The organism is Nocardia neocaledoniensis (assembly GCF_003182135.1).
Taxonomy (GTDB): domain Bacteria; phylum Actinomycetota; class Actinomycetes; order Mycobacteriales; family Mycobacteriaceae; genus Nocardia; species Nocardia neocaledoniensis.
The window spans coordinates 14,150-32,828 of record NZ_QGTL01000008.1 but is presented as its reverse complement, the minus strand read 5'-3'; the positions used below and the strand labels follow the sequence as shown (position 1 = coordinate 32,828).

13 protein-coding genes and 1 tRNA gene are annotated in these 18,679 nt (G+C 70.6%); 8 read left to right on the top strand and 6 right to left on the bottom strand.

Annotated features, from left to right (window positions below; genetic code table 11):
• The first annotated feature begins 37 nt into the window (after positions 1-37).
• Complete coding sequence (locus tag DFR69_RS21285) at positions 38-334, top strand: excalibur calcium-binding domain-containing protein (protein ID WP_110039384.1); 297 nt, start codon at positions 38-40, stop codon at positions 332-334.
• Between the two features lie 70 nt (positions 335-404).
• Here DFR69_RS21285 and DFR69_RS21280 read toward each other — a convergent pair whose 3' ends face one another.
• The gene (locus tag DFR69_RS21280; protein WP_110039383.1) at positions 405-638 is read right to left on the bottom strand and encodes a DUF3618 domain-containing protein; all 234 of its coding nucleotides are present in this window, start codon (positions 636-638) and stop codon (positions 405-407) included.
• Between the two features lie 74 nt (positions 639-712).
• Between DFR69_RS21280 and bcp the strand changes: the two genes are divergently transcribed.
• Positions 713-1,186: a thioredoxin-dependent thiol peroxidase gene (bcp, locus tag DFR69_RS21275; RefSeq protein ID WP_110039601.1), complete on the top strand. Its 474-nt coding sequence runs from the start codon at positions 713-715 to the stop codon at positions 1,184-1,186.
• A 4-nt stretch (positions 1,187-1,190) separates the two neighbouring features.
• Here the strand turns inward: bcp and DFR69_RS21270 are convergent, their stop codons facing one another.
• Positions 1,191-1,913: a TetR/AcrR family transcriptional regulator gene (locus tag DFR69_RS21270; protein WP_110039382.1), complete on the bottom strand. Its 723-nt coding sequence runs from the start codon at positions 1,911-1,913 to the stop codon at positions 1,191-1,193.
• A gap of 119 nt (positions 1,914-2,032) precedes the next feature.
• Between DFR69_RS21270 and DFR69_RS21265 the strand changes: the two genes are divergently transcribed.
• Both DFR69_RS21265 and DFR69_RS21260 read left to right on the top strand, forming a co-directional pair.
• Complete coding sequence (locus DFR69_RS21265) at positions 2,033-2,971, top strand: ATP-binding cassette domain-containing protein (RefSeq protein WP_110039381.1); 939 nt, start codon at positions 2,033-2,035, stop codon at positions 2,969-2,971.
• A 26-nt stretch (positions 2,972-2,997) separates the two neighbouring features.
• Positions 2,998-3,783 (top strand): ABC transporter permease, encoded by a 786-nt coding sequence (locus tag DFR69_RS21260; RefSeq protein WP_110039380.1) that lies wholly within the window; start codon positions 2,998-3,000, stop codon positions 3,781-3,783.
• Positions 3,784-3,843: 60 nt separating this feature from the next.
• On the opposite strand, the gene DFR69_RS21255 is transcribed toward DFR69_RS21260, so the two are convergent.
• Positions 3,844-5,034, bottom strand: a complete 1,191-nt coding sequence (locus DFR69_RS21255) for a hypothetical protein (RefSeq protein WP_146229388.1) — start codon at positions 5,032-5,034, stop codon at positions 3,844-3,846.
• Between the two features lie 312 nt (positions 5,035-5,346).
• On the opposite strand from DFR69_RS21255, the gene DFR69_RS21250 reads away from it, so the two are divergent.
• Positions 5,347-5,967, top strand: coding sequence for a TetR/AcrR family transcriptional regulator (locus DFR69_RS21250; protein WP_233001701.1), 621 nt, complete (start codon positions 5,347-5,349; stop codon positions 5,965-5,967).
• 15 nt (positions 5,968-5,982) lie between these two features.
• On the opposite strand, the gene acpS is transcribed toward DFR69_RS21250, so the two are convergent.
• A complete protein-coding gene (gene acpS / locus DFR69_RS21245; protein ID WP_110039378.1) occupies positions 5,983-6,420 on the bottom strand; it encodes a holo-ACP synthase AcpS in 438 nt (145 codons plus the stop codon).
• Between the two features lie 11 nt (positions 6,421-6,431).
• Positions 6,432-15,770 carry a type I polyketide synthase gene (locus tag DFR69_RS21240; RefSeq protein WP_110039377.1) on the bottom strand — a complete coding sequence of 3,113 codons (9,339 nt, stop codon included), beginning with the start codon at positions 15,768-15,770 and terminating at the stop codon, positions 6,432-6,434.
• Positions 15,771-16,143: 373 nt separating this feature from the next.
• On the opposite strand from DFR69_RS21240, the gene DFR69_RS21235 reads away from it, so the two are divergent.
• The 3 genes from DFR69_RS21235 to DFR69_RS21225 all read left to right on the top strand — a co-directional run bounded on the left by DFR69_RS21235 (position 16,144) and on the right by DFR69_RS21225 (position 17,906).
• A tRNA-Leu gene (locus DFR69_RS21235) sits at positions 16,144-16,225 on the top strand.
• 171 nt (positions 16,226-16,396) lie between these two features.
• Positions 16,397-16,780 carry a hypothetical protein gene (locus DFR69_RS21230; RefSeq protein ID WP_110039376.1) on the top strand — a complete coding sequence of 128 codons (384 nt, stop codon included), beginning with the start codon at positions 16,397-16,399 and terminating at the stop codon, positions 16,778-16,780.
• 307 nt (positions 16,781-17,087) lie between these two features.
• Positions 17,088-17,906, top strand: a complete 819-nt coding sequence (locus DFR69_RS21225) for a tyrosine-type recombinase/integrase (protein WP_244198382.1) — start codon at positions 17,088-17,090, stop codon at positions 17,904-17,906.
• 236 nt (positions 17,907-18,142) lie between these two features.
• Here DFR69_RS21225 and DFR69_RS21220 read toward each other — a convergent pair whose 3' ends face one another.
• Complete coding sequence (locus DFR69_RS21220) at positions 18,143-18,673, bottom strand: class IV adenylate cyclase (RefSeq protein WP_110039374.1); 531 nt, start codon at positions 18,671-18,673, stop codon at positions 18,143-18,145.
• Positions 18,674-18,679 lie beyond the last annotated feature (6 nt).

The following is an 18,679-nucleotide window of genomic DNA, read 5'->3' as shown; positions in this document are numbered from 1 at the left end:
GGCCCACAACCGAAACGCCGCAGACATCGAGGAATCCATGAACGTTCGTCGGCTGACCGTCAGCCTCGCCGCAGTGGGGATTTCCCTGCTCGCCGTCCCCGCCGCCCACGCCAACGTGCCCACCGGCTCCGCGGGCACCGGCTCCTCCAGCTTCGACTCCCTCCTCGGCGCGACCGGCTCGGCCAACCTGGTCCAGTCGGGCTCGGCGGGTGGCGCGTTCCGCAGCTGCGACGACGCCTACGCGCAGGGTCGCGCTCCCCTGTTCCGCGGCGAGGCGGGCTACTCGCCCCACCTCGACCCCGACGGTGACGGGCTGGCCTGCCCCACGCAGTAATTCCGCGTGCAGACGACAACACCCGATGCGGCCGTGCCGCATCGGGTGTTTCGTTTCGTGGCCGCGATCGTCAGCGGCGGAAGATCTTGACCAGAACCAGGCCCGCGACGAGCGCGCCGGCGCCGATCAGGGTGTATTTGACCTTCGGCTCGTTCAACTTGGCGACCACGACCGCCTTGGTGTCCTCGGCGATCCGCTGCGGATCGGCACGCACCGCCAGTTCGTCGAGCGTCGTCGCCAACCGGGTGCGCGCGATCTCGATCTCACGCTCGATCCGGTCGGTGTCGTTCTTGGCCACCGTCACCTCCAGTATGTGTCTGCTGCTCGCCGACGAGTCTATCCATGCCCGCGCCGGACCCGGTCGGTTACCGTGCGGTGGTGACCGACAACCATCGCCTCTCCCCCGGAGACACCGCACCCGATTTCACGCTGCCCGACGCCGACGGCAAGGACGTGTCGCTGTCGGACTATCGCGGCCGCAAGGTGATCGTCTACTTCTACCCCGCCGCGAGCACCCCCGGCTGCACCAAGCAGGCCTGCGACTTCCGCGACAACCTGGCCGAGCTCGGCGGCGCCGGGATCGACGTGGTCGGCATCTCGCCGGACAAGCCGGCCAAGCTGGCCAAGTTCCGCGACGCCGAGGGACTGACCTTCCCGCTGCTGTCGGACCCCGAGCGCACCGTCCTGCAGGAGTGGGGCGCCTTCGGCGAGAAGAAGATGTACGGCAAGACCGTCACCGGCGTGATCCGTTCGACCTTCCTCGTCGACGCCGAGGGCAAGATCGAGGTGGCCCAGTACAACGTGCGGGCCACGGGACACGTGGCCAAGCTGCGCCGCGACCTGTCGGTGTAGCCGCTCAGGCGAAGGTGCGGACGAAGACCTCGTAGCCGTCCAGCAACCGCGCCAGACCGAATTCGAAATCGGCTTTGCCCCAGTCGATCTCGTCGTCGTAGAAGGCGGAGGCGGATAGTGCGGCCGTCACCGAGGGAAAGCGCTGCGGGTCGAGCACCCTGGCCAGCACCCCGGCGAAGTCGCCGTCCGCCTCCGTCTGCAGATCGCGCACCGCGCGCTGCTTGGACACCACGAACATCGACAGGTTCATGACCAGCTGGAGCTTGATCGATTCGGGCACCGCGGTCGCGCCCAGGGTCCGCAGCCCCGCGTCCAGCCAGGCCATGTTGTTCGGCCCCAGCGGTGGCCGGTTCAGCGGGATATCCACCCACCACGGGTGGTTCCCGATCCGCTCGAATTCCGCGTGCGCCCACGTCTCCAGGCCGGCGCGCCACGGGATGTCCGGGGCGATGTCCGGCGGCGGACCGACCACCCGGTCCACGAGCAGATCGACCAGGGTGTTCTTGCTGTCCACGTAGCGATACAGCGACATGGCCGTGAAGCCGAGTTGCTTGGCGACCCGGTTCATCGACAGTGCCGCGTAGCCCTCCGCGTCGGCCACGGCGATCGCGGCGTCGAGGATCTGGTCGAGGGTGAGCCCGCGCCGGGGCCCGCGGGAGCCCGCCTGCTCCAGCCCCCACATCAGCTCGACCGCTTTCGGTAGCGCCGTGTCGCCGGATGTCGTCATCTAGTCCCTGCCTCCTCCGCGTCACCCGACTCTAGCGCCAGCGGGCCCTTGCGCCCGAGAACTGCTTACTCTATAAACAATGTTTATCACATAAACAGTTTCTCGATCGGAGCGAACTCATGACCACCGCACCCGCCCTCGCGATCCGGGGGTTGCGCAAATCCTTCGGCGCGCACGTCGTCCTCGCCGACCTGGACCTGGAGGTCGCGCCGGGCACGGTCTTCGCCCTCCTCGGCCCCAACGGCGCGGGCAAGACCACGCTCGTGCGCACCCTCACCACGCTGATCCGCCCCGACCACGGGCAGGCGCGGGTCTTCGGACACGACCTGGTGACCGAGGCCGACACCGTCCGCGGGCTGATCGGCGTCACCGGGCAGTACGCGGCGGTCGACGGCGTCCTCACCGGCACCGAGAACCTGCGCATGACCGGCCGGCTGCTGCATCTGGGCACGAAGGAGACGGCCCGGCGCGGCGCCGAACTGCTCGAGCGGTTCGACCTCGTCGAGGCCGCGAGCCGTCCGGTCGACTCCTACTCCGGCGGCATGCGCCGCAGGCTCGACCTGGCCATGAGCCTGATGGGCAGGCCGCGCATGGTCTTCCTGGACGAGCCGACCACGGGCCTGGACCCGCGCAGCAGGCGCGATCTGTGGACCGCGATCAGGGAGCTCGCCGCCGACGGCACCACCATCGTTCTCACCACCCAGTACCTCGAGGAGGCCGATCAGCTGGCCGACCGGATCGCCGTGCTCGACGGCGGCGTCATCGTCGCCGACGGCACCCCCGACGAACTCAAACGCCGCGTCCCCGGCGGGCACCTGCTGCTGCGCTTCCCCGACCACAACCGACTCACCGCGGCGCGCCACGCAGTCCCGGACGGGCACGCCGACCCCGACCAGCTGACGCTGCAGGTACCGACCAGCGGCGGCACCGCGCGGATCAAGGACCTGCTCGACCGGTTCGCCGCCCTCGACATCACCGTCGAGCAGCTGACCGTGCACACCCCCGATCTCGACGACGTCTTCTTCGCACTCACCGACCGCGACCACGTCGCGGCCTGATCCACCGAACGAAAAGAGCCACCGCCATGTCCCTTTCGCCCGCGGCCACGCTCGTGCGCGCCGCCCAGGACTCCACCACCATGCTCGACCGCAACATCCGCCACACCCTGCGCAGTCCCGACACGATGATCATGACGATCGCGCTGCCGGTGATGATCCTGCTGATGTTCGTCTACGTCTTCGGCGGCGCCATGGATGTGGGCCCCGGCGCCTACATCGACTACGTGGTGCCCGGAATCATCCTGCTGTGCGCGGGCTTCGGCGCGTCGACCACGGCGGTCGCGCTGTCCACCGACCTGGCCGAGGGCATCATCGACCGGTTCCGCGCCATGGCCATCGCGCGTTCGGCGGTGCTCACCGGGCACGTGGTGGAGAGCGTGCTGCGCAACCTGCTCACCTCCGCCATCGTGATCGGTGTCGCGGTGGCGCTCGGATTCCGGCCGACCACCGATCCGCTGCGCTGGCTCGGCGTGTTCGGCGTGCTGGCGATGTTCGTGTTCGCGCTGTCGTGGCTGTCGGCCGCGCTGGGACTGCTGGCCCGGAACCCGGAGGCGGCCAACGGCTTCACCTTCGTGTTCATGTTCCTGCCGTACGTGAGCAGCGCGTTCGTGCCGACCGAGTCGATGCCGACGTGGCTGCACGCCTTCGCCGAGAACCAGCCGGTGACCCCGGTGATCGAGACGACACGCGGCCTGCTGATGGGCACGCCGATCGGGGACAGCGGGCTGCTGGCGGTGCTGTGGTGCGCGGGCATCGCGGGGGCCGGATTCCTCGCCGCCGGTGTGCTGTTCCGGCGTCGCACCAGTGTCTGAACGACCAGGAAGGACGAGAAGGGCCGCGCACATCGCGCGGCCCTTCTCGATGGTCTCGGCTCAGTCGGCCGATTCGGTGCGCGGGCCTTCCGGCAGCACCGGCGCCTGCGCGGGCTGCATGCCCATGGGAATCCCGGTGCCCGGCACCGTCTGCGCCGCGGCGGGGATCTGCGGGACCACCGGGGCCGGCTCGAGCGGCAGCGGGTCGTCCTGCGGCGCATCGCCGTACAGCTGGGTGGGATAGTCCAGCGGGAACTGGCCGGGTTCGATCAGCTGCGGATTCGGCGACAGGTGCTCGTAGGTCGAGGTGTCGGCGACACCCCCCTCGACGCCACTCTGCGCGCCGCCGCCGGTGTCGGCGGCCTCCTGCGTCGCGGGTCGTGGAACCACCGGCGCCGGACCGGCGGCGGGTTCCGACGACACCGCCGTGTTGTCCACACCCTGCGGATCACCGTTCATCACCGCGTACGCCCCACCGGCGACCAGACCGCCCGCCAGCAGGCTCGCTGCCGCGGCGACCAGCGCGGTGCCGCGCCTGGACTGCGCCGTGATCGGGACGGGCGCCTCGGTGACGTCGTTCAGCGCGACCAGCGCCGCGCCCGCGGCGGGCGCGAACGGCGCCAGCCGGCACGGCAGCACCGGCACGCCGAATCCGGCGACGGCCTCGCGCACCGCGGGCGCGTCGGCCGAGGTGCCGACCAGCACCACCGCGCTGGGACGCACATCCGCGGCCTCGAACTGGTCCCACGCCGAGGACACCCCGGCCTGCAGCGCCCCCGGGGTCGGCGCGCCGGTCTGCGCCGAGGCGGCCAGCACCCGGTGCCTGCCCGGGTCGAGCAGCGTCATCGCCTGGTGGCCGGGCACGGCCTCGTAGACGAGCAGATTGTCGAACTCGTCGAGCCAGGTCATCGCCCCCGCGAGGAACAGATGCGCGGACTTCGCCGAGACCAGCGAGGCCGTGTGCCACGGGGTCGACGCGAGCCTGGTGACGATCGCGCGCCGCTCGACGGCGTCGCGGTAACTCACTGCCACTCCGGCGATCTCGTGCTCGTCCTCGAGTTCGGCGGCCATCGTGTCCAGCGCGGTCTGCACCGCGGCGGCGATGTCGGCCTTTCCGTCTCCACCGGCACGGACCGTGCGCCGCAGCAGCATCCGGTCGGTGAGGGAGGCGCCCGAGTCGGCGAACGCCACCGCGTGTACGGCGCCTCGCTCGGTACTGACGCCGAGCGTGATCACAGATCCTGCAGCCACTAGTCAAGCCTTCCCTGTGCGAAACGATGCGGGACGGACCACGCGGGGCCCATCACTTCGCGGTAGGTCGGTTGCGGCAGGAGATCGCCGCGAATGAGCACGCGGATGCACGCACGCTCATCTGATGATTCGTCACCATCCGCCGCCCGGATGGGAGGATTTTCGCCCAGTTGTTGACACGCTGTCGGTAGACGCGTGTCGCCGGACTGTGTATACCGCTAGCCTGGATGGGTGGAGGTACACGCGCAGGCCCGGTCGAAGCAGAGCCGTCTGGACCCTGCGCTGGAATTGCAGGACGACCCGCAGGAGCTGATGCCGCGCAAGCGGCCCACCCAGGAACGCAGCAAGCGCAAGTTCGACGCGCTGCTGCAGTCGTCGCGGGAACTGCTCGTCGAGGTGGGCTTCGAGTCGTTCACCTGTGAAGAAGTGGCCCAACGGGCCGAGGTGCCGATCGGCACGCTGTACCAGTTCTTCGCCAACAAGTACGTGATCGTCTGCGAGCTCAATCGGCAAGACCTGGTCGCGGTTTCGCGCGAGCTGGCCGACTTCCACGGTGAGATCCCCTCGCTGGACTGGCTGCGGCACATGAATCAGTTCGTCGACCACCTGGCGAACCTGTGGACCACCGATCCCTCGCGGCGCGAGGTGTGGCTGGCCATGCAGTCCACGCCCTCCACCAGGGCCACCGGCGCGCTGCACGAGAAGGAGTTCGCCGAGGTCGTCTCGCAGATGCTGCGACCGCTGACCCCGCGCACCCCGCGCGCCCGGCGCACGATGATGGCCGAAGTGCTGGTGCACGTGGTGTATTCGATGCTGAACTTCTCGGTCCAGGACGAGCAGACCAACGCCGACGCGGTCGCCGAGCTCAAGCGCCTGATGGTCGCGTACCTGCTCGTCGCGGAAAAAGAATCGCGGACCGCGCACGAGAAGTGAGCGGTCCGCGATGGTCTAGCGGGTGGTTTCCCTGCCCTCGATCAGATCGGCCAGCTCGCCCGGATCCTCCAGGACGACCATGGCCGCGGCCGTGTCGCCGTCGTGGGTCAGCGACAGGTGCACGCGCACCCGGGGCAGGAACTCCGCGGCCAGGCCGTGCAGCTTGATGCTCGGCCTGCCCCAGGCGTCGTTGACGACTTCGATCAGCGGATACGGGTTGTCCCCGATCTGCGGGCTGCGCGCGAAGCGAGACGATGCCCAAGCCTTGAGCACCGCCTCCTTCGCGGCCCAGCGTGCGGCGAAGCTGCGGGCCGGGTCCGTCTGCTTGCTCTGGCAGTAGCGGCGTTCACCCGCGGTGAAGCTCTCCCTGAGCATCGTCGTCCCCGACCGTTGCAGCTGCTCGGCGAACTCGGAGATGGTCACCAAGTCCAAACCGATACCGAGAATCGTCACGAAGCGGCAGCCTACGACGCTTCGCTCGGCTGCGGAGCGGAACCGGGCTGTCCTGCGCCGCAACCCCATCCGTTCGCCCGGTACAGGCCTTCGCTGTCGAGCCGGGCCTCCGGCGAGAGCAGCATGTCGGCCTCGAGCTGACGGATCTGCTTGGCCGGGGTGCCGTCGGCACCGAGGCGCCGATCCGCCGGCTTCTCGTAGAGCGCCGCGCCGCCGCAGATGGCCTCGGCGAAGCGCTGCCTGCCCGCGAGCTGACGCGCCTGCGCCCGCTCCTGGTAGTCGGCGCGCGCCGACGGCTCGATCGCGGCCAGGAAAGCCTGCGGATGGACCACCGCGAGCAGACCGGACACGTGACCGAAGCCGAGCGAGGTCACCAGACCCGCCTTCAGCGCGAACTTCTCGCCGAAGCGCAGCGGTTCGCGGGCCCACACCAGGTGCGGGTAGGCCTGCATCTTCTCGTCGACGCAGTCCAGGCTGCGGTTCGGCGGCACCACACCGTTCTCCAGCACCTGGCACAGGCCGATGAGCTGGAAGGCCGCCGCGCCGCCCTTGGCGTGGCCGGTGAGGCTCTTCTGCGAGACCACGAACAGCGGGGCGCCGTCGGTGCGGCCCAGCGCGCCGGCGAGCCGCTCGTGCAACTCCGACTCGTTGGGATCGTTGGCGGCGGTGGAGGTGTCGTGCTTGGAGATCACCGCGATGTCGTCCGGGGTGACGCCGAGCTTGCGCAGTTCGGCGGCCAGTCGCGAGCCGCTGCCGCCGCGGCCGGCGCCCAGCGCGCCCAGTCCCGGTGCGGGGATGGAGGTGTGCACGCCGTCGGCGAAGGACTGCGCGAAGGCGAGCACGCCGAGCACCGGCAGGCCCATCTCCACGGCCACGTCACCGCGGGCCAGCAGCACGGTGCCGCCACCCTGCGATTCCACGAATCCGCCGCGACGGCGGTCGTTGGCGCGGGAGAAGTACCGGTCGCTGATCCCCTTGGCGCGCATGGCCGCCGAGTCGGCGGTGGCCGACATGTCACCGAAGCCGACGATGCCCTCGATGCCGAGATCGTCGTAACCACCGGCGACCACGACCTCGGCCTTGCCGAGCCGGATCTTGTCGACGGCTTCCTCCACCGACACCGCCGCCGTGGCGCACGCCGCGACCGGGTGCACCATGGCGCCGTAGCTGCCGACGTAGGACTGCACCACGTGCGCCAGCGCGACGTTGGGCAGCGCCTCCTGCAGGATGTCGTTCGGGCGCGGCTCGCCGAGCAGGTTGTCGACGTAGAGCGAGCGCATCGAGGACATGCCGCCCATGCCGGTGCCCTGAGTGTTGGCCACCAGGCTCGGGTGCACCCAGCTCATCAGCTCGTCGGGGCTGAAGCCGGCGCCGACGAACGCGTCGACGGTGCAGACGATGTTCCACAGCGCGACCCGGTCGATCGAGGCGGCCATGTCCGCGGAGACACCCCAGATCGTGGGGTCCCAGCCGGTGGGGATCTGGCCACCGACCACCCGCGAGAGCTTCGCCTTGCGCGGCACCCGGATCTCGGTGCCCGCCTTGCGAGTGACGGTCCAGTCGCCGGAATCGGCGACGGGGGTGATCACCGTGTGCTCCGGGTCGGCGGTGTGGAAGGCACGCGCCTCGGCCTCGTTGGCGACCGTGAAGCTCAGGTCCTGGTCCAGGAACACCGAGGTCAGCAGCGGCGCGGCATTGTCGACCATGGCCGCGTCGTCCTCGTAGCGGCGTACACCGCAGCGTTCGACGACGGTGTCGTGGTAGCGCTCGGCGACCTCCGACTCCGGCACGAAGTCACCGGATTCGGTGTCGTACCAGCCCGGCTTCGGGTCGTTCTCCCAGCGGATCAGACCGGTGGTCCAGGCCAGCTCGAGCACGCCCGCGGCCGAGAGCTTGTCCTCGACCTCCATCTCGAAGCGGGTCCGCGAGGAACCGTACGGGCCGAGCTCGGCCGCGCCGACGATCACGACCATGTCGCTGAGATCGGCGGTGACGTCGCCCCACTCCGGCACCGGCAGCGCCGAGCTCAGGGTGGGCGGGGCGGGCAGCGCGGCGATGGTCGCGGCGGTGACCGCTTCCTCCTCGGCGGCGGCCGCGGCCTCCTGCGCCTGCTTGGCCAGCGCGGGCAGGTCCAGCTTGGCGCGCGCCAGGCCGCCGGTGAGGTCGATCTGCTGCGGACCGGTGACCGTCACCTGACGGGCCCGCGAAGTGCACCACTTGAGCAGCTCGTCGGCCATCTCGCCGGTCGACCAGGTGTGCACGCCCGCCTTCTCGACGGCCTCGACCATCGGGTCGTTGTGGCCCATCAGCCCGGTGCCGCGCACCCAGCCGATCAGCGCGTGCACCATGGTGACCCGGGTGGCCCAGGACTTCTCGGCCTTCCACTTGGCGACGATCGCATCGAGCGCGGCCTTGGACTCGCCGTAGGCGCCGTCGCCGCCGAAGAGGCCGCGGTTGGGCGAACCCGGCAGCACCACATGCAGTTTCGCGTCGACGTCGTGGTCGGCGCCGAGGGCGGACAGGCCGCCGATCAGCCGCTCGACCGACCAGAGCAGGACCCGCATCTCCATCTCCGCGCGGGCGCCCGCGTCGGCGAGGTCACCGGCGACGCGCGGAGCCGCGAACGGCAGCAGCAGCGTCGGGGTCATCGCGTCCTTGGTCTTGATCTTGGCGCCGCCCGCGTTGTCGACCTGCTCGGTCCCGACCCACTCGATGAGCGCGTCCAGGTCCTGGTAGGAGGCCATGTTGGCGGGGACCACCCACAGCGCCGCGCCGTGGCGGGCGTTGTCGCGGTAGAGCGAGCGGTAGAACTTCAGCCGCTCGTCGTTGAGCCCGGAGGTGGTGACCACCACCGTGGCGCCGCCCGAGAGCAGCCTGCCGGTGACCGCGGCAGCGATGGAACCCTTGCTCGCGCCGGTGATCACGGCCACGTCGTCGGACCACAGGCCCGGGTCGGTGGTGTCGACGGCGGCCTCCGCGATCTTCGCGTAGACCCCCGCCAGCACCGAGCGCGCCTCGCTCATGGCCCGCTGGCGCCACCAGTTGGCCTGCGCGGCAACGGCTTCGCCCGCGCCGACGTAGCCGGCGATCGACTGCTCGGCGGTGGTGGCGTCGTCGCCGAGCCACATGGTCGCGAGGTCTTCGCGGGCGGTGGCCCAGCGGTCGTCGATGAGGACGGCCTTGCGGGCGTCGAAGGCGGGCGCGACCAGCCGCGGCCAGTCCGCGCCGAGTTCGGCGGAGACCAGGTCGACCAGGGTGTCGGGCGTCGTCTCCGGGGCGCTGGCCTGCTCGCTGAGGCCGAGCTGGTCGAGGATCACCCGCGCCGCGGTGGCGAGCACGCCGTCGCGGCCGGTGATCTGCTCGGTGAACTCGCCCAGCGCCGCCGCGTCGACGGTGCCGCCGGACGCGCCGCCGGCCGAGGGCAGCGAGACCGCGACGCCGCGCCGCGCGGCGACCGCCTGCACGGCCGCGTCGATCGCGGCGTCGACCGAGGCGGCGTCGGACAGCGCGCCGCCGACGAGTCCGCCGAGGTCACCGCCGCGCACGCTGGCGCCCTCGCGGGTGCCGAGGGAAACCTCCGCGGTGACGTGGCTGGCCCAGCCGTCGCCGAGTTCCCAGGTCTTCTTGACCCGGTCGGCGATGGCGGCGGGCCGCTTGCCGGAAGGACCGAAGACCTTGCGCAGGTGGTCGCCGATGGCATCGGTGAGCACCGTGCCGAACGGCTTGTAGGTGCGGGCCAGGCGCTCGACCGTGGCGGACAGCGCGCCCATGTCGGCGTCGGCGGCGCCGTCGATGGCGCCGAGCGAGAGCTCGGAACCGAGGTCGACGAGCAGCTGGTTGCGGCGCGAGGACACGCCGTCGCAGAGGCCCTCGATGGTGTCGACCGCGCCGATCTGGTCCAGCCGCAGCTTGGTCCACAGCGCGATGAGCACGCGGGTGGCGTCGGCGGCGGTGAAGGCGATGTCGTCGGGGCGCGGGCCGCCGGTGGCGACCGGGGCCGCGGCGACCGGGGCGGCGGGGGCGGCAGCGGCGGCGGGCGCCTCGGCCGGGGTCTCCTCGACGTCGTCCTCGACGGGCGCGGGATCGGTGTCGGTGGCGTAGACGACCGCGGCGTCGCGCTCGACGTTGACGACCTCGACCGTCGCCCCGCCGAAGGCGGGCAGCTTCAGCGTCTGCGAGGCCAGGTTGGCCACCGTCGGGGTGGCGCCGAGGCCCACCTCGACGAAGCGCTCCACGCCGAGACCGCCGTGCGCGGTGTCGGTGAACAGCAGGTCCTGGGTCTCGATCCAGCGCACCGGGCTGGCGAACTGCCAGGCCAGCAGCTCGATCAGCACCACGCGGCACAGTTCGGCCTCGCGCTGGGCCCAGCTGTCGAAGTCGGCGAGCACGGCGGCCAGCGGCTCCGAGGGCACGAGTTCGGCGATCTCGGTGAGGAATTCGCGCTCCAGCGAGAACGGGCGCGGCACCAGGTTCGGGATGTAGCGACCGACGAGCACCTCCGGGTGCACCTCGGCGGGCAGCAGCTGCTCGAGCTTGTGCCGGAACTCCGGCACACCGTCGCGCAGCACCGAGGAGTGGAACGGCACGTCGATGCCGGGCACCAGGATGAACGCGCGCTTGCCGCCGAATTCCGCACGGCGCCGGTCGATCTCGGTCTCGAGCGCCTCGAGCCCGGCGACCGTGCCCGCGATGGCGTACTGCGAGCCGCGCAGGTTCAGGTTCACGACCTCGAGGAACTCACCGGTGGCCGCGCCGATGCCGTTGACGAAGTCGATGACCTCGGCGTCGGGCAGCCCGATCTGCGACGGGCGGATGGCGGCCATCCGGTAGTCGCTGCGGCCCTGCGCGTCGCGCGGGACCAGCTCGTGCATGGCCGAACCGCGCTGGAACACGACCTCGAGCACGGCCTCCAGCGGCAGCACGCCGGCGACGGCGGCGAGCGCGTTGTACTCACCGACCGAGTGCCCGGCCAGCATCGCGCCCTCGACGAACGCGCCCGCCTCCCGCAGCTCGGCGACCTGGGCGACGCCGAGGGTCGCCATGGCGACCTGGGTGAACTGGGTCAGGTGCAGCACGCCGTCCGGGTGCCGGTGTTCGACACCGCGGGCCTTGAGATAGGTCGGGTTGTCGCGCACCACCGCCAGGATCGAGAACCCGAGGGCCTCGCGGGTGTGCGCGTCGGCGCGCTCCCAGACCTTCTTGGCCGCCTTCGAGCGGGTCAGCGCGTCCAGACCCATCCCCTTGCGCTGGATGCCCTGGCCCGGGAAGGCGTAGACGGTCTTCGGGGCGGCGGTGCGCCCGGTCGCGGTCATGACCAGGTCACCGTCGACGCGGCAGGAGACCTCGATGATCTCGCTGCCGGCGTCCACCGCGATCCGCTCCACCCGCACGTCGACGGTCGCGCCGGGGCGGACCATGCCGAGGAACCGGGTGGTCCAGGCGGTGAGAGTGCGTGCGGGAACGGAGCTTTCGGGATCCACGGCCACGACCGCGTGCTGGGCGGCGGCGGAGAGCCACATGCCGTGCACGATCGGGCTGCCCAGGCCGGCCAGCTTGGCGGCGGCGTCGGAGGTGTGGATCGGGTTGTGGTCGCCGGAGACGGCGGCGAAGGCGTGCATGGCGCGCGGGGCGGCCATGCTCACGTCGCGACGGCGGCGGCGCGGGGTGTCGGTGGCGGCGTCGGAGACCGCGCCCGCCGCGCGCGGCGGATCGGTGAGCTCGCCCGCGCCGTTGCGGCCGCGGATGGCGAAGCGCTCGACCAGCCGGGCCAGCGGGGTCGGCTCGAGGCCCTGATCCAGGATCAGGCCGACGGTGACGCCGACCTCGACGACGCGACCCATGTCCGTGTCGACCACGGCGCCGCTCTCGGCGCGCACCACGAGAATGCTGGTCTCGGCGGGCAGTTCGGCGAGCAGCTCGATCTGGTGGTCCAGGTGGACCAGGTCGAGCATGCCCTCGATGACCGAGCCGCCGGTGCCGGTGCGGGCCGCGCCGAGCACCGCGAAGACCGCGGGCCAGCAGGCGCCGACGAGCACGTCGGGCGCGGTGCGGCCGAGGGTGCTGAGCGAGTCGGGCAGGCCGGAGCCGGTGACGCCGGCGTGGTCGGCGACCAGGTCGGGCATCCAGGCCAGGTTGAGGTGCGCCACACCGGCTTTCACCTCGGGCAGCGACTGGCCCGCGGCCACGCCGAGCAGCGCCGACATGGCGGTCTCGGCGTCGGCCTCGGTGATCACGGGCGCGCCGCCGGAGTACACGCTCACCGGCACGGTGATGCGGATCTTCACCGCGTCGCGGCCGAGCAGCGGCACCGCCAGCTCGACGTAGCTGAAATCGGCTTCGGGACCGGTGGTCTCGGTCAGCGTCGCGCCGGTGCCGCGGTGCACCGCGCTGCCCTGCTCGACGATCCACTCGGTGACGGCGCCGAGCCGGTGCACCGGGTTGACCGTGGTGCGGCCCGCCCACTGCACGTCGGGGGCGGCGAGCACGGTGTCGATCGGGCCTGCCACCACGCCGGCGACGCGGCGGGCGTCGACCGGAGCGGGGGTGACGCCCGCCCGCACCAGGCTGTAGGCGGTGTCCTGCTCGAACCGGTCGAGCAGTTCGCCGACCGGCTCGTCGACGCGGGTGATGCCCGCGACCGCGACGGTGCCGGGGATGACGCACACCTGGTCGGCCGAGTAGCGCGGGTCATGGGCCTGCCACAGCGAATCCGAGCGCCACCAGCGGCGCACGTCGGCGTCGACGACGGGCACGAAGTTCACCGGCTTGCCCGGGGTCTTGCAGAGCGAGACGAAGAACGGCACGTCGGCCGGGTGCAGCACGGTCTCGGCGACGGCCGGGTACTGCTTCTTCAGCGCGCACAGCGCCTGCACGGGGTGCTCGAAGGCCTCGTCGTCGGCGAACAGCGTCTCGATCTCGCCGCTGTCGGCCGGGTGCAGCCGGGCCTCGGTGCGCCGCATCATCTCCGCGAACCGGTCGCGCCAGCTGATGTCGAGCCACTCCGAGCGGGTGGCGTCGATGATCGCGTCACCGATGTCGGAGCCGCAGTCGAAGGAGATCGGGACCTCGCTCGACACGGCAAGCGACACGTAGCGTTCCAGCCACTGCTGGTAGGTCATGGTGGCGACGTCGCCGAAGTAGGGCTTGGCGGTGGCGTCGAGCGCGGCGATGATCTCCTCACGCCGGGCGGCCACGGCCTCGGCGTCGCCGGCGACCTCGTCGAGCAGACGGCCGGTGCGCGAGGCGGCGTTGTCGATCTCGTGGATGTCGGCGCCCAGCTGGCTGCGGCCCGAGGCCATGCCGCCGCTGGCGGTGCCGGCGCCGACCCAGTCGGGGGTGCCGGGGGTGTCGACGAGCAGCTGCTTGACCTCGGGGGCGGTGGTCGCCTCCAGGGTGGCCATGGCGGCGGTGCCGACGAGCACGCCGTCCAGCGGCATCGCCGGGTAGCCGTGCGTGGTGGACCAGGTGCCGGTCAGGTACTCGGTGGCGCGCTCGGGCGTGCCGATGCCGCCGCCCACGCAGACCACCACGTTGGCGCGGCCGCGCAGCTCGGCGTAGGTGGCCAGCAGCAGGTCGTCCAGGTCTTCCCAGGAGTGGTGCCCGCCGGCCTTGCCGCCCTCGATGTGCATGATCACCGGGTAGTCCGGCACCGCGTCGGCGATGCGCAGCACGGCCCGGATCTGGGCGACGGTGCCCGGCTTGAACGCGACGTGGCTGATGCCGACCTCGGTCAGCTCCTCGATCAGCGCGACGGCCTCGTCGAGCTCGGGGATGCCCGCGGTGACGATGACGCCGTCGAGCGGGGCGCCCGCCGCGCGCGCCTTCTGCACCAGGCGCTTGCCGCCCAGCTGCAGCTTCCACAGGTACGGGTCGAGGAACAGCGAGTTGAACTGCACCGCGCGGCCCGGCTGCAGCAGCCGGCGCAGCTCGGTCATCCGGTCGGCGAAGATCTGCTCGGTGACCTGGCCGCCACCGGCCAGCTCGGCCCAGTGGCCCGCGTTGGCCGCCGCGGCGACGATCTTCGCGTCGACGGTGGTCGGGGTCATGCCCGCCAGCAGGATCGGCGACCGGCCGGTGAGCTTGGTGAACGCGGTCTCGACGACGATGCGCCCGTTGGGCAGCCGCACCGGCTTCGGTGCGAAGGCCGACCACGGGGTCGACGGCTCGGGCGCCGCGCCCGGGGTGAGCAGGCTGCGCTGGCCGGGGCGGGTGGCGGCGGCGATCACGCCGACGCCGGTGCCCTTGAGCGAGCCGCCGGTGACGCGCGAGAGCAGGTCGCCGGGGCCCAGGTCGAGGATCCACTCCGCGCCCGCCTCGACGACGGAGTCGACGGTGGCGACCCAGTCGATCGGGTCGACCAGCACCTGCTGGGTCAGCGCGGCCGCGAACTCGGCGTCGAGCTCGCACTGGCGGGCCCAGCCGCTGACCAGGTCGACGGTCTCGGCCAGCGCCGGGTGGTGGAAGGCGACGTCGACGGAGATGTCCTCGAAGACCGGCGCGAACACCGCGCCGCCGCGAACCTTGTTCTCGCGCTCCTTGGTCTGCTCGTCGTGCAGCTGCGCGCACCTGGCCCGCACCCGGTCGATCTGGGCCGGGGCGCCGGAGAGCACGACGCGCCTGCGGCCGTTGCGGATCGAGACCACCGCGGCGATCGCGGGGTCGACACCCTCGGCGACCTCGGCGACGATCGCCCGCAGCTGCTCGGGATCGACATTGGACACCGCGACCATCGGCGAGCGCTCGCCGACCGGCATCAGCCCGCGCCTGCGCGCGATCAGGCCCGCGGCGGCGCCGACGAGCTGGGCGATGGCCAGCAGCTCCGCGTCGCGCGCGCCCGCGGCCTCGACCGCGGCGGCGGCGAACAGGCCCTGCGAATGTCCGACGACGGCGACCGGCGGATTCTCGGCCGTGTCGAGGCCCTGCAGGCGCAGCGCCCTGGTGGCCGCGAGCTGGGCCAACAGCACACCCGGCATCGAGACCGGGGCCGAGCGCAGCACCGACTCGGCGGGCGCGGAGGACGGCTCCTCCGGCTCGTCCAGCTCGCTCTCCAGCATCCAGCCCATGGGATCGAAGCCACCGGGGCGAACCACCAGCAACTGCGCCGCAACCGGTTCGATCAGCGCCTCGGCCTCGTGCACGAGCGCGGTGAGCTCGGACTCGAGCGCGCTGTCGCGCCCGATCTCCTCGAGCTCACGCAGCCACTGCGCACCCTGCCCACCGAACGCCAACGCATAGCCCACCCCGTCACGCAGCTGCTCGAGCAGCGGCGCGCGGACACCCGCCGCCTGGCCGCGACCATCGGCTTTCGCGGTCGCCCCGCGGCCCATCTCGGTGCTCTCGTTGATCGTCAAGACGCTCGACTTCCTTCTCCTGGCGCTCCGCCCACCGACGGACCACACACGTATCCGGCAGCCCCTCGGGCCTGTATGGGAGCCACGATCGCACAAAATCATGAGGAAAGCCTCACGTTTCCCGCCCCCACGCCAGCTACCGCCGAGTATTTCGGCACGGCCGTACCAAAATTATCTGAAACATGACCCTCCCTCACGTTTGAACCCGCAGGTGAGGCCTGTTACTTCGCTTCGCAAACATGAGTGGCCCTCACATTGGGAGTTACCGAATCGTTATAACCCCAGGTCGTGTTACCCACGAGTACGCCACGCCGCCCCCCTGCTTCGCGTAGCCGGTTTTGCCCGGTAGAGTTTGGACGGTCGTACACATCCAGCGCGAGTGGCGAAATTGGCAGACGCGCCAGATTTAGGTTCTGGTGTCCACGGACGTGGGGGTTCAAGTCCCCCCTCGCGCACAGATTCCTGGCTTTCGGGCCAGATCAGGGCTTCCGCGTGTTCGAGTGCACTCGCACACGGAGGAGACACGATATGCAGGGACCTGACCTGCGTGAACAAGATTCACTGGGTGGCATCCATGCCACTTTTCACACCTTCTTGGCACCCGGCCGCGGGCGTGGTGATCGCCGGTGATCGAGCCACTCATTCCGCCCCAGACCGCACTCCAGGACCGCATCCACGGACCGCTCCCGGTGTGCGTCGTCCCGGGAACCGCCGACCCGGATCTCGCCTACGGCGTCGCCGTGGTCGGTGATGCCGGCCGTGTTGCCGACCGCGCAGTGCTTTCGGCGCTGAACTGGTCTCCGGGGACCCGGTTGACGATGTCGTGCACGGAGGGCGGCCTCGTCCTTGTGCACACCGTCAGCGACGGCCCTGTCCAGGTGACCGGTGCCGGGTTCTTCCGAGTTCCGTTCCGCCAGCGCCGACGCGTACGGCTACTTGAAGGCGACCGGGTGCTGCTGGTAGCCCACCGCGAACGAAAGCGGTTGTTGATGCCGCGCTCGACGCCCTGACTCGTGAGAGCCGACGAATCCTGGAGGACTCGCTGTGACGATCCAGAGCCCTGTCCGCCCTGCCCCCACCGCAGATACCTTGGCCGCTGCACAGTTGCTACTGACCCAGATGGGCATCACCGCGGCGGACCTCATCGGCAGCGCCCCCGCAGCACCGACGTTCGCCGAAGTGATCCCGCGTGTACGGGCACGGTTGTCGGCGGGCACTGCCCGCACCTACGGGACCCATTTGGACCTACTCGAATCCCGTTGGCCGGACCGGTCGTTGACCGAGCCCACCCGTCACGAACTCGAAGAACTCACACGCATGGTCCAGGCGTCCGCCCGCACCAACCGGGCATCCCGGGGCGGGACCAGCGCGGTCGAACACTTCGTGTCCGCGGTACGCGCTGTCTACCGCTACGCCGAGGAAGCCGGATGGGTTCGCCCACAAGACAATCCAGCACGGCAGCTGCCGATCCCGTCCCGCCGGGCGTCACAGCGCTACGCGATCCCGTCATCCCAGATCGCCGAGATCTGCCAGGTCGCGGCCACCTCCGGTGACGACCCCGAACTCGACAGCCTGATCCTGCGGTTCCACCTCGAGACCGCATGCCGTCGCGGCGGCGCGCTGGCCTTGCGCCCGCAAGACCTCGACCGAGACCAGTGCCTGGTGTACCTGCGAGAGAAGGGCGGCTCGGATCGCTGGCAGCCGGTGTCACCAACCTTGATGCGACACCTCGACGACCACGCGACCCGACGCCAGGCGCCCTTCACCGGCCAGTTGCTGCGCTATGGGTACGGGCGCCCGATCACCGCCCGCCGATACGACCACATCTGGGCCCGGGTCGGCGAGTCACTGCCATGGGTAACCGCCCAAGGTGTCACGGCACACTGGCTACGCCACACCACTTTGACGTGGGTCGAAAGAACGTTCAGTTACGCGGTGGCTCGGGCCTTCGCCGGACACCACGGCAAGAGTTCCGGCACGACCGACACCTACGTTAAATCCCATCTGCACGAAGTTGCCGCCGCACTGGCGGTCCTCACCGGCGAGCCACACCCTCTCGCGCGCGGGGCCGGGCACCCGGCAGGAACACCGACTCGCGATCACCGGTTCACCGAGCTCGACCTCCCGACCGCGTGACAGCCCTGAGGGCGGTCCGAATGGATTGCTCAACCGGCTCGCCCTCGGCTGCACTCGCGCGGAGGTTCGGGTTCTTCGCTCGTAGCGGTAGGCGCCGTCGCGGTCCGTGGCGGCGGGCAGATTGGCGCGGTACATGTCGCATCTGAATGCCCCGGACGCTCACGTTGTGGTGAGCAACCGGGGCCGTTCGGAGTTGTGCTGTTCTTGTGCTCCGCAGCAGGATGCGGGTGCCGTCGTCAGAAGCGCAGTTCTCGTATCGTGTTGAGGTCGATTCCATGGCGTGCGTAGATCTTGATCGTGTTCTCGCCGGTGAGATCTGCTTCGGCAAAGCCGAACAGTTCGGCGACACGGATCACGTCGGCCTTGGTTGCGGCCTCGATCTCGAGATACGGCGGGATCCTGGGCCAGGTATCGAGTTCCAGCTGTGCACCGTCGAGGGTGAAGCTGACCCGCTTGTTTTCCTGGTATGACTTCGCAGAGAATCCCATCATCTCGAGCAGGGCGTTGGTCGCGGTGAAGTCATCGACACTCACCTCCACCTCGTGTGTGCCGTCGATGGCGTCACTGGTGATCTCTTTCACCGCGAGTGTGGTGCGATCTCCGTTGTCGCGCAGCCTGATCCACTTGCTGTCGACCCCGGGGGCGATGTCGTAGACGTAGCGGCGCATGAATCGCTTGCCAAGCTTGCGGCCACCCTTGTCCAGGATGTGACGCTCGATGGTGTCGGGGTCGATGTCGAGGATCTTCGCTTCGTACTCGATGGGCACGGGGAC